Source organism: Variovorax sp. OAS795 (assembly GCF_040546685.1).
GTDB lineage: Bacteria > Pseudomonadota > Gammaproteobacteria > Burkholderiales > Burkholderiaceae_C > Variovorax.
Window position 1 is genome coordinate 5,000,735 of record NZ_JBEPOH010000001.1, and the last position, 14,634, is coordinate 5,015,368.

Annotated in this window: 10 protein-coding genes and 1 pseudogene; 8 read left to right on the top strand and 3 right to left on the bottom strand. The window is 63.1% G+C overall.

The features are described 5' to 3' along the window. Nucleotides 1-2: 2 nt before the first annotated feature. Nucleotides 3-704 (bottom strand): 3-oxoacid CoA-transferase subunit A, encoded by a 702-nt coding sequence (locus tag ABID97_RS24200; RefSeq protein WP_354401324.1) that lies wholly within the window; start codon nt 702-704, stop codon nt 3-5. 146 nt (nt 705-850) lie between these two features. Between ABID97_RS24200 and ABID97_RS24205 the strand changes: the two genes are divergently transcribed. Continuing rightward, entirely contained in the window at nt 851-1,636 is a 786-nt protein-coding gene (locus ABID97_RS24205) for an IclR family transcriptional regulator domain-containing protein (RefSeq protein WP_354401325.1), read from the top strand. Nucleotides 1,637-1,652: 16 nt separating this feature from the next. Here the strand turns inward: ABID97_RS24205 and ABID97_RS24210 are convergent. Beyond that, nucleotides 1,653-2,664, bottom strand: a pseudogene (locus tag ABID97_RS24210) (Bug family tripartite tricarboxylate transporter substrate binding protein). An 86-nt stretch (nt 2,665-2,750) separates the two neighbouring features. Then, nucleotides 2,751-3,500 (bottom strand): response regulator transcription factor, encoded by a 750-nt coding sequence (locus ABID97_RS24215; protein ID WP_354401326.1) that lies wholly within the window; start codon nt 3,498-3,500, stop codon nt 2,751-2,753. Between the two features lie 734 nt (nt 3,501-4,234). Between ABID97_RS24215 and ABID97_RS24220 the strand changes: the two genes are divergently transcribed. The 7 genes from ABID97_RS24220 (at nt 4,235) to ABID97_RS24250 (ending at nt 14,537) form a co-directional block, all read left to right on the top strand. Beyond that, on the top strand, nt 4,235-5,161 hold the full coding sequence (locus ABID97_RS24220) for an NAD-dependent epimerase/dehydratase family protein (RefSeq protein WP_354401327.1): 927 nt from the start codon (nt 4,235-4,237) through the stop codon (nt 5,159-5,161). Nucleotides 5,162-5,185: 24 nt separating this feature from the next. Continuing rightward, nucleotides 5,186-6,286 carry a methyltransferase gene (locus tag ABID97_RS24225; RefSeq protein ID WP_354401329.1) on the top strand — a complete coding sequence of 367 codons (1,101 nt, stop codon included), beginning with the start codon at nt 5,186-5,188 and terminating at the stop codon, nt 6,284-6,286. Further along, nucleotides 6,276-7,466, top strand: coding sequence for a DegT/DnrJ/EryC1/StrS family aminotransferase (locus ABID97_RS24230; protein WP_354401331.1), 1,191 nt, complete (start codon nt 6,276-6,278; stop codon nt 7,464-7,466). The genes ABID97_RS24225 and ABID97_RS24230 overlap by 11 nt, the downstream gene beginning before the upstream one ends. Continuing rightward, nucleotides 7,463-8,206 (top strand): WbqC family protein, encoded by a 744-nt coding sequence (locus tag ABID97_RS24235; protein WP_354401333.1) that lies wholly within the window; start codon nt 7,463-7,465, stop codon nt 8,204-8,206. The genes ABID97_RS24230 and ABID97_RS24235 overlap by 4 nt, the downstream gene beginning before the upstream one ends. Nucleotide 8,207: 1 nt before the next feature. Further along, nucleotides 8,208-9,224, top strand: a complete 1,017-nt coding sequence (locus tag ABID97_RS24240) for a hypothetical protein (protein WP_354401334.1) — start codon at nt 8,208-8,210, stop codon at nt 9,222-9,224. A gap of 13 nt (nt 9,225-9,237) precedes the next feature. Next, the gene (locus ABID97_RS24245; protein ID WP_354401336.1) at nt 9,238-9,939 is read left to right on the top strand and encodes a class I SAM-dependent methyltransferase; all 702 of its coding nucleotides are present in this window, start codon (nt 9,238-9,240) and stop codon (nt 9,937-9,939) included. A gap of 110 nt (nt 9,940-10,049) precedes the next feature. After that, entirely contained in the window at nt 10,050-14,537 is a 4,488-nt protein-coding gene (locus ABID97_RS24250; protein WP_354401337.1) for a rhamnan synthesis F family protein, read from the top strand. The last annotated feature ends 97 nt before the right edge of the window (nt 14,538-14,634 follow it).

Here is a 14,634-nt window from a genome sequence, read left to right on the forward strand (position 1 = left end):
GATCATGCCGCCTTCTTGAAACCGCCGGCTTGCGTGGCCACGCGTTCGATGCGCACCACCTGGTGCACGAAGATGCCCGGCGTCACGACGCTCTCGGGGTCGAGGGTGCCGAGTTCGGCGATGTCGTGCACGGTGGCAATGGTCTTCCTGGAGGCCATGGCCATCACCGGGCCGAAGTTGCGCGCCGCCTTGCGGTAGACCAGGTTGCCCCAGCGGTCGCCGCGCTCGGCCTTGATGAGCGCCACGTCGCCGTGGATGGGGTACTCGAGCACGTACTGCTTGCCGTCGATCTCGCGGGTTTCGCGGTCGCCCGCGAGCTGGGTGCCGTAGCCCGTGGGGCAGAAGAAGGCGCCGATGCCCGCTCCCGCGGCGCGGATGCGCTCGGCCAGGTTGCCCTGGGGCACGAGTTCGAGTTCGATCTTGCCGCTGCGGTAGAGGCCATCGAACACCTGGCTGTCGGCCTGGCGCGGAAAGCTGCAGATGATCTTGCGCACGCGCCCGGCCTTGAGCAGCGCGGCAAGGCCGGTATCGCCGTTGCCGGCGTTGTTGTTGACCACGGTGAGGTCCTTGGCGCCCTGCTCGACGAGGCCGTCGATGAGTTCGCCGGGGATGCCGGCGGTGCCGAAGCCGCCGATGAGAACCGTGGCGCCGTCCTGGATGCCCGCAAGGGCATCGGCGACCGAGCGCGCGATCTTGTTGATCATGAAGCCTGTCTCCGGAAGTGGGAAAAGAAACCGAGCCTTGCGAACGAACCGCCGATACGGGCGATGCGCCTGATTCTGCGAACCGCCGAAATGTTCGTCTAGAGAACATTTGTTCGTATAATGAATTCTAAAGACGAAAGCTCGACATGGCAACCCTTCCAGGACAACCCGCTTCACCGGCCCCGGGCGACAGCTACGTGCAGTCGTTTGCGCGCGGCCTGCAGGTGATCCGCTCTTTCAGCGCGAGCGCGCCGCGCCAGACACTGAGCGAAGTGGCGGCCGCCAGCGGCCTCACGCGGGCCGGCGCGCGGCGCATCCTGCTCACGCTGCAGACGCTGGGCTACGTGGTGACCGACGGCAAGCTCTTCACGCTCACGCCCCGCATCCTGGACCTGGGCTTTGCCTATCTCTCTTCGATGCCGATCTGGAACCGTGCCGAGCCGGTGATGGAAGCGCTGGTGCAGGAGGTGCAGGAATCCTGTTCGGCCGCCGTGCTGGACGCGACCGATATCGTCTACGTGATGCGCGTGCCGACGCAGAAGATCATGCGCATCAGCCTGGGCGTGGGCTCGCGGCTGCCGGCGTACTGCACCTCGCTCGGGCGCCTGCTGCTGGCCGACCTGGACGACGGCGAGGTGCGCGCACGCCTGGAGGCCTCCGAACGCGAAGCGCTCACCAAGCACACCGTGACCGATGTCGACGCGCTGATGGCCAAGGTGGCACAGGCACGCCGGCAGCAATGGTGCCTGGTGAACCAGGAACTGGAGGAAGGCCTGATCTCGGTCGCCGCACCCATCGTGAACCGGCAGGGCCGCATGGTGGCCGCGCTGAACATCAGCGGGCAGGCCAACCGCACCAATGCGAAGGCAATGCAGGAGACGATCCTGCCCGCGCTGGTGGAGGCCGCGAAGAAGGTCTCACAACTGCTTTAACAAAAAAGCCAGAGTGCTAGCTCGTCGAGTGGATGCCCTTCATGAGGATCACGCCGCCCAGCCGCGCCGTGTCCGCGCGCATGCGCTTGGCCAGCGCGTCGGGCGTGCCCGGCTGCGCCTGCCAACCGGTCTTTCAGCAGCGCCTGGCTCACCGCGGGCGAGCCCATCGCCTCGACGAGCGCGGCATTGAGCCTGGCAATGGCAGCGGGCTTCATGCCCGCGGGGGCCGCGAGCGCAGTCCAGATCTCCAGGTCGGCGCCGCGCACGTCGGCATCGCGGATGGTGGGCAGCTCGCCCGCGAGCGGGCTTCGCTCCGGCGACGTCACGCCGATGGCCTTGAGCTTGCCGGACTTCACATGCGGCAAGGCGAGCCCCGGCGGCAGCAGCGCCAGCTGGACTTCGCCCGCGAGCAGCCCCGCAATGACCTGCGGATTGCCCGTGTAGGGCTGGTGCTGGGCCGTGATGGCGGCGCGGCTCTTGATAAGCTCCATGCCCAGGTGCCCGACCGTGCCCACGCCCGGCGTGCCGTACTTGCCACTGCTGCTGAGATTGCGGGTCCACAGCAGCAGGTCGGCCGCGGTTTTTCCGGTGGCGTTGCCCGAGACCACCAGCACCAGCGGCGCGGTGCCGATCAAGCCGACCGGCTCGAAGTCTTTTTCCGGATCGAAGCTGAGCTTGGGATTGAGCAGCTTCGCAATGGTGAGGTTGCCGTTAATCAGCGCACCGATGGTGTGGTCGTCGGTGGCCTTGGCCACCTGCTCGGCCACGAGGTTGCCGCTGGCGCCGGGCTTGTTCTCCACCGTGACAGGCTGGCGCAGGATCTTCGACAGTGGCTCCGCAACGGCGCGCGCGGCGAGATCGGGCGAGGCGCCGGCGGGAAAGCCCACCAGGATGCGCACCGGCTTGGTCGGCCATGCGGCCTCCGCGCCCGCAGCGCCACTGCGCTGGGCCCAGGCAGCGGGCGTGAAAAGCGATGAGGCAATGGCTGCCGCGCCGCCTTCCAGCAGGCGGCGTTTGGTGATCTTCAAGATGACTCCCGATGCAAAGACGATGCTTACGTACTTACACTATGTTACATCGTCATGCTGCAGTGCGCAAGTCATAAAAGTGTCGATCAGCCGATCAGTCCCTGCTGCGTCGCCAGGTGAACCGCCTGCGTGCGCGACTTGACTGCCAGCTTTCGGTAGATGCTCTTGGCGTGGAATTCGATCGTGTTGATGGAAAGGTACACCCCATCGGCAATCTGCCGGTTGCTCCAGCCTTGGGCGATGAGACGCAGCACCTTGAGTTCGCGCGGGGACAGCAGCGGCGCGCCGGCCCCGGGCTTTGCGGCAGCAGGCCCGGGCTGGACATGGCCCGGTTTCGAACGCGCCGACGCGGCGATCAGCCCAAGCATGCGGCGCGCGATACGCGAGTCCATCGGCGCCCCGCCGCGTTCGATGGACCGCAGCAGGAACGCGAGTTCCGCGTCGTCGGCCTCGGTCAACAGGTAGCCGATGGCGCCTGCGGCAATGGCGGAACTCACGAGATGGTCATCGTCGGTTTCCGACATGGCGACGGTCTCGAGGTGCGGATAGGAGTTCTGGACATGACTGATCAGCGAGATGCCATCGTTGGACAGTTCACCCAGGCCGACGAGCATCAAGGTGAATGGGCGGCGGCCGAGCATTTCACAGGCCTGCCCCCGCGTGGACGTGGCGGTCACGCGGGCGCCTGGCGCCACCGTGGCGACGATGCGCCGCATCCGGTCGGACACATTCGGGTCCGCTTCGACGATGAGAATTTCACTGTTTCCGGCTGCATCGGGGCGAACAGCCCCCTGGCGTTGCAGACAAATCGGTGGATCGGAGAGCAGGGCACTCATTGCGCACCTCGCGCCGCAAGCCGAACGCCGGCGGAGCACTGGCTGGCGAGGAGGATCGGTAGGGCCATGCGGGCTTCCTTTCGGCGTCGTTCAGATCTGTAACTTTTTCATCCTCAACATCGCAGGAATGGTGCCGAGATGCATCCCGGCAACCGCAATTCAATGCTCAGCGGGCGTAAGCCCTTGATTTCAATACAGATTTCTCAGAGGTGAGTCTTGGGGGCAAACTTGTCCTTGCCCCTGAACAGCCCGCCTTGCGATGCGCTGTTACGTGTCTCTTGCACGCACTGTTACGTAGCAAGTAACGGGGCTGGTCTCCGGACAAAACGTCGCCAAGCCGTGGAGCGCTTGCATCATGATTCGCACCTAAGTCACTGTGGTTATTTGATTTTTTACCTTTGCTGGCTCTCGCCCCAGTCACCGGCGCGCTACCGATGAAATTGTTAACTACGGAAAACGGTGATGTTCACAGCCGCTTTGCCTCCTTAGCATCCGTTGCACTGCGTAACTTAATGAATCCGACTTACTTCCCCCATGCAACGAGCCTCTGGCTGGTTCATGGAGCTGGAACGTTGCATTAAACAGAAGGTACGCAAAATGGCTACTTCATTCACCATCGGGATTGGTGAGCGGAGTCATAACAACGGTGTTTCAAGTGCGGCCGGCCACATCAGCGCACTCTCACGACGAGGATTGCTGCGTCCATGAATTCTTTGACCGGAACTAAAGTCCTGGTGCTCGGCGGGCGCGGGTTTCTCGGGCGCAACCTCGTCGATCTGCTTCTGCGCGACGGCGCGTCGGTGCGAACCTTCGACCGTCCGCTTGCCTCTGCAGCGGACCAGCCCGTGTTCGAAGGCGATGTCGAGGAATTCGAAGGAAACTTCATCGATGGCCAAGGCCTGGAGGCCGCGCTGAAGAACGTCGATCTGGTCTACCACCTCATCAGCACCACGGTTCCAAGCGGCTCGAACGCTGATCCGATCGGCGACGTCACCAGCAATCTGTCCGGAACCTTGCGCCTGCTCAAGGCAATGTCTGCCGCGGGGGTCGACCGCATCGTCTATGCGTCCTCCGGCGGAACGGTCTACGGCAATCCTTGCGTACTGCCGGTTCCCGAATGGCATGCGCTCCAGCCGATCAGCTCCTATGGCGTGGTCAAGGTGGCCGTCGAGAACTACCTGCACCTCCATTCCGAACTCAACGGCCTCAAGGCCAATGTGCTGCGGATCTCCAATCCCTATGGAATGCACCAGCGGCGCATCGGCGCCCAGGGCGTGATAGCGACCTTTCTCGACAAGCTGATGAACCGCAAACCGATCGAGATCTGGGGCGACGGCTCGGTCGTGCGAGACTACATCTATGTCGCCGACGTCGCCAGGGCGCTGCTTCTTGCGGGACGCCGCGAGAAGTCGGGAACCTTCAACATCGGCAGCGGCATCGGCCACAGCCTCAACGACGTGCTTCGCGTCCTTCAGCAGCAGACAGGCCTGGAAACCGAAGTCCGGTATATGCCCCATCGCAAGTTCGATGTGAGCCAGACCTTTCTCGACATCGAGCGCGCCCGCGAAGAACTCGGGTGGAACCCTTTCTACACACTGGAAGAGGGCTGCGCGCGCTTTTGCCAGCTGATGGAGCGGGCTCGCGAGCCGGCGCTTCTCTGAGCGGGCACCAAGGCATTCCCTTCAATGATCATCGACGACGACAAGACCCTGCCCGCGAGCTCCCCGCCACGGCCGCAAGCGCGCCCGACGAACGAATCGCCCATCGAAGCCGTGACCCGGATGGCCGGCGGCTTCGCGATGACCCAGGTGCTGCACACCGCCGTACAGGCGGGCATTGCGGATTGCATGGGTGACCGGCAATGCACGGCCGAGGAACTCGGCTCGGCACTGCAGCTCGATGTGCGTTCGCTCGCCAGGTTCCTGCGCATGATGGTCGTGCTCGACCTGCTGGTGCAGACCGGACCCGAGCGCTTCGAGCTCTCTGGCGCAGGGCAACTCCTGCGCGCCGACCATCCCCAATCCATGCGCGAGCGCATCCTCTACATCGGCGCCATCAACTACCCGGTGGCCAGTGCCGCCATCCATTCACTTCGCACCGGCGAGACTGCTTTCGAGCATGTCTTCGGCGTGCCCTTCTTCGATCACCTGGCGCAGAGCCCCTCGCTGAGCGGGGCATTCAATGGCCTCATGCAGCGGGGTATCGAGGCACGGGTGGCCGGGGTATTGGGCGCCTACGATTTTTCAGGCGTGCGCCACATTGTCGATCTCGGCGGCGGCAACGGCGCACTGTTGTCGGCCATCCTGTCCCACGCCAAAGAGACCTCGGGCACGATCTTCGACCTGCCATCCGTCATTGCGGAGGCGCGTCGCCGCATTGCCGGCTCTGCGTTGGCCGGCCGGCTCGACGTGGTCGAGGGCGACCTGTTCGCCGGCGGCTATCCCGTGGGCGCCGACGTGTACATCATGTCCAACATCATCCACGACTGGAATGACGGCCAGGCGGAAGCTCTTCTTCGCCACTGCGCAGAAGCCATGCGCGGCAACAGCGAACTGCTCCTGATCGAGGAAATCATGCCCGTGGAGGTCATCGATTCGCCTTCCACCGTGGCCAACGACTACTCGATGCTGCTGCTCACGGGAGGGTTGGAGCGCAGCGAAGAGGAATACAAGGCGCTGCTCGCGCGCAGCGGACTTGCTCTCTCGAAGGTCACCCCTTTCGTCGTGTCCAGCAACGACCAGCGGCGCAAAGGCCGCTGGGCACTCCTGCATTGCCATGGAAACTGAAACTCTCGACCTGAGCGCGCTGCTTCAGCACGCCGCCGACCCCGGCGCTGCCGACAGCGCCGCGCACGAGACCATTCTTGTGGCGCAGCCCGTACTGCCGCCACTGGAGGACCTGCTGCCCTCGCTGCGGGAAATCTGGGACAGCAAGGTGCTGACCAATGGCGGCCCGTTCCACCAGCGCTTCGAAACAGCCTTGTCCGAGTACCTGGGCGTCGAGCACATCTCCCTTTTCACGAACTGCACGATCGGGCTGGTGACGGCCCTGCAGGCGATGGACATCCAGGGCGAAGTCATCACCAGCCCCTACTCCTTTGTCGCAACGGCCCATGCCCTGCTGTGGAACCGCATCACGCCCAAGTTCGTCGACATCGATCCGCATACGCTGAACATCGATCCCGAACGCATCGAAGCCGCGATCACGCCGTCGACGTCCGCCATCATGGCGATCCACTGCTATGGCCACCCCTGCGACGTGGAGGCCATCGAACGCATCGCCCGCAAGCATGGCCTGAAAGTCATCTACGACGCGGCGCACGCCTTCGGCGTCCGGCTGCCCACGGGCAACCTGCTGAAGCATGGCGACCTGTCGGTGCTGAGCTTCCACGCCACGAAAGTCTTCAACACCTTCGAGGGCGGCGCCATCGTCTCGCCGGATGCGCGTACCAAGACCTATGTCGACCAGCTCAAGAACTTCGGCTTCGTCGACGACGTCACAGTGGTGACCCCGGGCATCAACGGCAAGATGAGCGAGTTCAATGCCGCACTCGGCCTGCTGCAGCTCAAGGACGTCGACAAGGCCATCCAGCGCCGGCGCGACATCGACAGGCGGTACCGCGAGAGGCTGTCCGCGGTCCATGGCATCCACTGCGTCGGATTTTCCGGCGAGTCGAATGCCAACCATGCCTACTTTCCGATCCTGGTCCGACCTGGCTATGCGTTGAGCCGCGACGGCCTGTACCACGCACTGCGCGAGCAGGGCGTGCTCGTGCGGCGCTACTTCCATCCCCTGATCAGCAGCTTCCCGATGTACAGCCACCTGGCTTCCTCGTGCGAAGAGAACCTGCCGAGGGCGACGGAAGCAGCCTCGCAGGTGATCTGCCTCCCGATCCACCCTGCCTTGCGCGACGACCAGGTCGACCGCGTGGTGGACCTGATCGCATCCGCAGGCCGGCGACAATGACGATGAAGCGGATGGCGGGCATGCAGCCCTACTTCTTCCCTTACCTTGGCTACTGGCAGCTCATCGACGCGGTCGATTGCTTCGTGCTCTTCGACGAGGCCCAGTACATCAAGCAGGGTTGGGTCAACCGCAACCGCGTTCTGAAGCAGGGCGGCGGCTGGCAGTACATACAGGTTCCGGTCGCCAAACATTCGACGAAGACAATGATCTGCGAGGTTCTGATTGCGCCGGACAATGACTGGCAACACAGGCTTCTCAACAAGCTCGCGCACTACAAGGCCGTGGCGCCTCATTTCGCAGAGACGATTGAACTGGTCGAGGCCTGCGTTCGGCCAGGCCCGGAGCGCAGCATTGGCGCGCTCAACGCCCGCGTGGTTCGACTGGTGTGCGAAGCCCTGTCGATCCGTAGTGAAATCATTGTTTCGTCGGAGCACGGGTTCGACTACACCGACGTGGCTGAGGCGGGCGATTGGGCACTGGCGCACGCGCTCCAGCTCGGCGCGACCGAGATCATCAATCCACTGAACGGCATCGCGCTGCAGACTACCGACAAGCTGGCGAGCCACGGGATCGGCCTGAGCGCGCTCCACCCGCCAACGGAAGTCTATGCGCAGGGCGGCGAGTCTTTCGAGCCAGCGCTTTCGATCATCGACGTGATGATGTTCAACGGCATCGCTGGGACGGCCAAGCTGCTGCCGAAAAGATTCATCGCGGCACATCAGCGCGAAGGAGTTTTCTGAGGTGACAGGCACTACAGAGAACGAGGAAGACGGTGCCGCAGGCGAGATCGGCGGGTATTTCGAGCTCGCGCTGCCCGACTTTGGAGACCCGTACCCGGCACCCTTCATAAAATACCAGTCGGCGCGCGCGGCACTGCGCGCTGCCATCGAAGCTAGCGCGCTTACGCGGGTGCTCCTGCCGGCCTACGTGTGCGATTCGGTTGTGCAGGCGGTCGCAGATGCCGGCCGGGCGATCGACTTCTATCACCTGAACGCCGAGCTCCTTCCGGATCTCAGGGTCGATCTGCCGGCGGACACGTGGCTTCTCTACGTAAATTACTTCGGGATCTGTGACAAGCCGGTAGCGCGCCTGATGGCTCTTTTTCCTGCGGAACAACTGCTCATCGACAACACGCAGGCGCTCTTCAGCGGCACGGACGAGCGCTGTGTCACGATCCATTCGCCGCGCAAATTTGTCGGCCTCCCCGACGGCGGACTCCTGCGCGCGGGTCATCTGCATGTCGAGGCACCGGCCCATGAGGACGAGAACTCCATCGAGCGCATGGACCATCTGCTTATTCGCGCTGCGCAGGGCGCGCGGGCCGGCTACAAGCACTTCGTGCAAGCCAGCCGCACTCTGGAGGACACACGGCCATTGCGCATGTCGAGGCTTACGCAGCGCCTGCTGTCCAGCATCGATTTCGCATCGGTCCGCTCGCGCCGACGCGACAACTTCCGACAACTTTCACGGGCGCTACAAGCCTGGAACGAGCGAGAGTGGCCACTTGACGCGCATTCCGTTCCACTGTGCTATCCGTTGGTCCTGAAACACGACGTGGCCCCCATCCGGAGGCGACTCGCGGTCCAGGGCATCTACGTGCCCACCTACTGGGAGGATGCGCGCCACCGGATTGACACCGCGGGCATCGAGTCCGCCCTGCTGGACCGATGTCTCGCCCTCCCCTGCGATCAGCGCCACACCGAGGAGCACATCGACCGGCTCATCGGCCTTGTGACGTCCGAACTGCAGCGCCTCTGACTGAACAGACTACTTGATCGAACTGAAAATGACCGACTACTGGAAAGATCACTACGACGGCAATGCGGAACGGTTCGCCGACTCTCCGCTCAAGCAGGTCGACCGCACCATCAACGGCTCGGAGATGAATGCGGACCAACTGCAACTCACCATCGATTCTGTACGGGATGTGCTTCAACTCGCACGCACGGACCGCATCGTCGACCTCTGCTGCGGCAATGGGCTGATCACCCACGCACTTGCGCCGGATGTCCACACGGCGATTGGCGTCGACTTCTCAGACAAGCTGATCGAGAACGCAAAGCGGCTGAACACGGTCCCCAATCTGACTTACCGCGTCGGGGATGTTGCGGAACTCGAGCCGTCGTTCTACGCGGGTACCGACAAGGTCTACATGCGCGATTCGGTGTCATGCCTCGATTCGCAGTCCTTGTTTCGCGTGCTGACTACTTTGAAGGCAGCGTCCAGCGTTGGCTCGATCTTCATCGCGGGCGTGCCTGATGCCGACAAACTCGCCGTGTATTACGACGACGACCGCAAGATGAGCTACTACCGCGAGCGCCAGGCAGCGGGCAAGCCGCACATCGGCAACTGGTGGTCACGCGCCGAAATGAAGGGCCTCGTCGAGAAAGCCGGACTTCGCGTACGGATCGTCGACCAAGACCCTGCACTGGCAAGTGCGTTCTACCGATACGACTGCTTCATCGAAAGGTGAGGTCTCGCGCAACTGCCTTTGAGCAAGTGCCGCCGCTGCGCTCCTACATCGGCCGCCCGCATATGGCCGTCCCGTTCAAGACCTGAACTCCATTCGCACGAACATTCCAAATGCCGAAAATTACGGTCCTGTTGACGTCGTTCAATCATGCAAAGTACATCGGCAAAGCCATCGACAGCGTCCTTGGTCAAACCTTTTCGGATTTCGAACTTCTCATCCTCGACGACGGCTCCACTGACGACTCCTGGTGGCTCATCAATCAGTATGCCGATCCGAGGATCAAGTCGTTTCGCAGCAGTATGCCGGGTGAGGTGGTCTGGCGCACCAACGACATCATTTCGAACGTCGCCCAAGGCGAACTCATTGCAATCCATCACTCCGATGACGTCTGGGAGCTCGACAAGCTGCAAAAGCAGATTGCCGTCCTGGACCAAGCTCCAGAGGTTTGCGCGGTATTTACGAATGCCCGGGCCATCACCGAAGAGGGAACGCCGCTCGCCGACGAGAAGCACTTTTACGCCACCATCTTCGATCAGCCCAACCGTAGTCGTCATGAATGGCTCCGGTATTTCTTCAATCACGGCAATGCGCTTTGCCACCCCAGCGCCCTGATTCGCAAGAGCGCATTCGCCGAATGCGGCCTGTATCGGCTATGGCTGCGGCAGATCGACGATTTCGAGATGTGGGTCCGGTTCGCGATGAAGCACGAGATCCATGTCATCCCCGAAAAGCTCACCCTCTTTCGGGTGCGAAGCACCGAGCTGCAGGTCAGCGGAAATTACAGGGAAGCGCGCATCAGGAATGCCTACGAGATCTTCCACCTGCTGGACGACTACCGCGAGATCTCCAGCTTCGACGATCTCTACGCGATCTTTCCGGAAGCCAGAAAGCACCACCGCATCGATGGGGCGGACCTCGGGTTTGTTCTTGGCCTCATCATGCTCGAGGTCGCGACGCGTCCTTTCGTCAAACTATTTGCGCTCGAACTGTTGCACGAAGCGGTGACGGATCCAGTCAGGGCGGAAAACATTCGTGCTGTCTACGGTTTCGACGCCACGGATCTGATTCGGTTCACCGGAGACCACGACGTTTTCTCGTTGGAAGAAGCGGCGACGTTGCGCGAAGCATTGCGGAAGCAAGAGGCCAGCAATCACCAATTGCAGATTGACGCGTTGTCGTCATCCGAGAAGATCGCCAATTTCGATCGCGGCGTGGCCGAACGCGACGGGCTGATCCTCGATCTGGACGCGAAGCTCACGGCGAGCGGCAGTACCGTCGCTTCCCTGGCCCAGCAGCTTCAGGAGCGGGATGGCGACCTCGCCAGCCGAAACGATCAGATCAAGGAACTCACCGAAGCGCTGGAGGAAATCGATGCGAGGTTTGCCGAAGCCGGCAAAGCCATCGCCGCGTTCGACGCCCAAGCCGTCGCGCAGGATCGCAAGATCGGCAGCCTCGTCGCGCAGGTGGCCGAGAAGGACCAAGCCATCGGCAGCCTCGAGACCCAGATGGCCGAGAAAGAGCAGCGCATCGGCAGCCTTGCGGCCCAGGTCGCCGAGAAGACTCTCTGGATCGGTAGCCTCGAAGCCCAGCTCGCCGAAAAAGCGCGCTGGATCAACGGCCTCGACGCCCAGCTTGCCGAGAAAGCGCGCTGGATCGATGGCCTCGACGCACGAATGGCCGAGAAGAATCGCCAGATCGACGCGCTGTCCCTCCAGCTCGATGCCTCGCATCGCCAGGCGGCGCAGCAAGGCGAAGATTCAGCGTCCCTGCAGCGGGAGCTCGCGCAGCGCGGTGTTGAAGTCAATGCGCTGGTCACCTCGCGTTCCTGGAAGGTTACGCGCCCATTGCGCCTCGTTGGCAAGATGGTGCAGCGCGTCAGGCGCCAGCACGCGCAACCCGAGGCGCATTCCGCCGCGCCCGCGATGCCCGCCATGGCTGAGATCCCTGCCGTGATATCGGCGTCGCCAGAACCGACCCCCTCGCCCGCCGCTCCGGTGCTGCCTCCGCAGGAGGAGTTCGACCCAGCCTTCTATCTTGAAAGCAATCCGGACGTTGCCGAGGCGGGCGTAGACCCCTATCTGCACTTCGTGACTTGCGGGGCTGCCGAAGGTCGGCTGGGGACGCGGCCTGAGCGCATCGAGATCGCACCCGGGCAAGCCCCTGAGACCGACGCGCCAGATTGCGCAGCAGAAGCAGAAGCGTCAGTTGCACCCGAAGACGAGCCCATGCTCGTGGCCGACCCTGACTTCGACGAAGCGTACTACCTTCACCGGTATCCGGACATTCTCGGTGCCGGCATCCCTGCCTACCAGCATTTCATCTTGCACGGACGCGCCGAGGGGCGCATCGGCAAGCGGCCCGAACTCACGATCAGGCCGGGTGCGCATGCAGCGGATCCCGAACGGCGATCGGTGCTGGTCGTGAGCCATGAGGCGTCGCGCACGGGTGCGCCGATCCTGAGCCTGAACATTGCGGCAGAGCTGCAGAAGCGCTTCAACGTCGTCGTCATGCTGCTGGGCGGGGGCGATCTGATTCCCGATTTTTGCGACGCCGCAAGCCTGGTGGCAGGACCGGAGCTGGTCCGGGGAGCGCCTGAGGAAGCCGATTTCGCCGTGGCGCAACTTTGCAGCCGCGTCGACTTCGAGTTTGCGATCGTCAACAGCATTGAATCGCGCGTGGTTCTTCGCGGCTTGGCGAGATCTTCGATCCCGACGGTCAACCTCATTCACGAATTTGCGGCCTACACGCGGCCGCGCGATGCCTTTCCCTTCGCGATGCACTGGGCCGGAGAAACCGTGTTCTCCACCCGTATCACCTACGAAAATGCGCTGTCGGAGCTTCCGGCGCTGGCGCATTCCAATGCGCACATTCTTCCCCAGGGGCGCTGCGTGCCACCGGACATCGAAATCGACCCGGGCAAGCGCGCGGCAGAAACCGCACGGGTGAAATCCTTCCTCCGCCCCGACTCGCCGGAAGGCAGGAACAGCTTCGTTGTCATTGGCGCCGGTTCCGTCCAGTACCGAAAGGGCGTGGACCTGTTCATGGAATGCGCCGCCCGTGTGATTCGGTCGCCGGGCGGAGAAGCCTGCCGCTTCGTATGGATCGGCAATGGCTACGACCCCGAAAAGGACATCGGCTATTCCTCCTACCTTGCCGAGCAAGTGCGCAGGGCGGGCCTGGGGCAGCAGTTCGCCTTCATGCCGGAAACGCCATTGATCGACCATGCCTATGCGCTGGCCGACACGATGTTGTTGAGTTCCCGGCTGGACCCGCTGCCCAATGTCGCGATCGACGCGATGTCCTGCGGATTGCCCCTGGTGTGCTTTTCCGGCGCCTCGGGCATTGCCGACATCCTCGAGCAGAACGATCTGGCCGAACCCTGTGTCGCGCCGTACCACGACACGGCAGCCATGGCCGAACTGGTACTGAAACTCGCGCGATCGCCGGAAGCGACACGCGATCTGGGCGCGCGCATGAAGCGGGTTGCCGACGAGCAATTCAACATGGTGGCCTACATCGGCAAGCTCGAGGAACTGGCGTCCAGCGCCGGGCAGCAGCTGGCCCGTGAACACGAGTCCTCCCGCATCATCGCCAAGTCCGAGCTGCTCGACCCGGAGTTCTTCCTGCGGTCCCCGCAGGACAACAACAAGACGCTCGACGACATCGTTCGCCATGACTATGTACGGTCGTGGGCCACGGGCATCGACAAGCGCAAGCCTCTGCCTGGATTTCATCCGGGCATCTACCGGGAGAGGCAAGAGCCCGGCACGCACGACCTCGATCCCTTCGCTGCCTACCTGCAGGCCGGACAGCCCGATGGCCCCTGGAAGTTCGAGCTCATCCGCTCCGAAGACCCGGGTACCGCCGCCTTGGGCGACCTGCGCGCAGCGCTGCACCTGCATGTCTACTACCCCGAGTTGCTGCCGGAAATCCTGCAACGCCTGGAAAAGAACCGGTTGCGGCCGGACCTGTTCATCAGCGTTCCCAATGAGGGCGTCATGGAGTCCGTGCGCACGTACGCGCTCGGCTACACCGGCAACGTGGTCCGTCTGCGCGTGGTCCCGAACGTGGGACGCGACCTGGGGCCGCTGCTCACGGCCTTCGGCGGCGAACTGGTCAAGGACTACGACATCGTCGGCCATGTCCATACCAAGAAATCCGTGGACATTGCCGATGCCTCCACCGGAAGTACGTGGCATCGATTCCTGATGGAAAACCTGCTGGGCGGCAAGGCACCGATGATCGACATCATCATGGGCCGGATGGCGGCGGATCCCTCCATCGGGCTTGTCTTTCCGGATGATCCGCATATCGTCGACTGGGGCGCCAACAGGCAGCACGCCGAAATGCTGGCGGCCCGGCTGGGACTGGGCGAACTTCCCCTGCACCCGGTGTTTCCGGTCGGATCGATGTTCTGGGCCAGGGCCGACGCGATTCGCCCGCTGGTGAACTTGAACCTCGATTGGCAGGACTACCCGCCCGAGCCACTGCCCTATGACGGCTCCATGCTGCACGCAATCGAGCGCCTGCTCCCCTCGGTGGCCAAAGCCCGATCGACCCGCGTCGTATTGACGCACGTGGATGGAATCACGCGATAGCGGGCGGCGGCCGGGCAATTAGCCCGCTGTGCTCTCTGGGGCACGGCGTGGGCTGACAAAAGTTTTGGATCGTGTCCAATGGTTACGTGCGCATTTA

Coding starts and splice junctions, on each gene's coding strand:
- ABID97_RS24200 (WP_354401324.1), bottom strand. CDS start 704: ATGATCAACAAGATCGCGCGCTCGGTCGCCGATGCCCTTGCGGGCATC.
- ABID97_RS24205 (WP_354401325.1), top strand. CDS start 851: ATGGCAACCCTTCCAGGACAACCCGCTTCACCGGCCCCGGGCGACAGC.
- ABID97_RS24215 (WP_354401326.1), bottom strand. CDS start 3,500: ATGAGTGCCCTGCTCTCCGATCCACCGATTTGTCTGCAACGCCAGGGG.
- ABID97_RS24225 (WP_354401329.1), top strand. CDS start 5,186: ATGATCATCGACGACGACAAGACCCTGCCCGCGAGCTCCCCGCCACGG.
- ABID97_RS24230 (WP_354401331.1), top strand. CDS start 6,276: ATGGAAACTGAAACTCTCGACCTGAGCGCGCTGCTTCAGCACGCCGCC.
- ABID97_RS24235 (WP_354401333.1), top strand. CDS start 7,463: ATGACGATGAAGCGGATGGCGGGCATGCAGCCCTACTTCTTCCCTTAC.
- ABID97_RS24250 (WP_354401337.1), top strand. CDS start 10,050: ATGCCGAAAATTACGGTCCTGTTGACGTCGTTCAATCATGCAAAGTAC.